This is a genomic window from Bacillus pseudomycoides DSM 12442, from assembly GCF_000161455.1.
In the GTDB taxonomy this organism is placed as follows: domain Bacteria; phylum Bacillota; class Bacilli; order Bacillales; family Bacillaceae_G; genus Bacillus_A; species Bacillus_A pseudomycoides.
This window is the reverse complement of the sequence record NZ_CM000745.1, coordinates 4,976,711-4,977,435: the sequence shown is the minus strand read 5'-3', so window position 1 is coordinate 4,977,435 and position 725 is coordinate 4,976,711. Positions and strand designations below refer to the sequence as shown.

The 725-nt window shown below is 29.7% G+C and carries 1 protein-coding gene; it reads left to right on the top strand.

The window, feature by feature from the left end:
* Window positions 1–526 precede the first annotated feature (526 nt).
* Window positions 527–691 carry a BC1881 family protein gene (locus BPMYX0001_RS31530; protein ID WP_033799362.1) on the top strand — a complete coding sequence of 55 codons (165 nt, stop codon included), beginning with the start codon at window positions 527–529 and terminating at the stop codon, window positions 689–691.
* The last annotated feature ends 34 nt before the right edge of the window (window positions 692–725 follow it).

The following is a 725-nucleotide window of genomic DNA, read 5'->3' as shown; positions in this document are numbered from 1 at the left end:
CGAAAATATCCTGAATTTTTCGGGAATATGATTATTATTAAAAATAAATCATTTCAAAGACATTCAACTTCTTCAACTCACTTTTAGAGTAGGAACCTCTTTTGTTATTACTTCAATCTAATCCATTTTTATTTTTACATTTCTTTTACGAACGTTCGAAGTATCATTAAATAACTCGATCAAATAGTCACTTGATTTTTGCAATCCTGATTCACACTGGCACGGACAAGGAGCCGTAAGGATGAAAGAGAGGTAGGGCTTTCATTGTTTTAGGTATATATATCTAAGTCATTATTTCTAAAAGAAAAAACAATCAATCTCATCTCTATCTTTAAGAATTTTTTACATTTACTGAGACAGTGAATAGTAATTGTTTATCTTCTTTTCATAAAAGAGATACGCGAGTTGGTAACATCTAAATATATGGTCAACGATAAAAAATGATGGAATTTCTAGAACTAGAAACCATTTTTATAATTCATTTAACATAATAAGATTAAATGAAACAATAAGAAGGAGTGAAGATATGAAACACATGCCAACGCAAGAATTAAGTAACGAGTTAAAGAAGCGGAAAGGGATTACTTCTATTAAGATTGAGTCTTATGAAAAAATTGAAGTTGGTGGAATTCTTGTAGATGGACCGGCTGTTATTTTAATTAATCAAGAATACCTAAAAATTGTTGAATGAACGAAGAAAAGGATGATCCTTTACGAAAAGGGAT

What these genes read in the sequence shown, in the direction of transcription:
- BPMYX0001_RS31530 (WP_033799362.1), top strand. Translation starts at nt 527, where the DNA reads ATGAAACACATGCCAACGCAAGAATTAAGTAACGAGTTAAAGAAGCGG.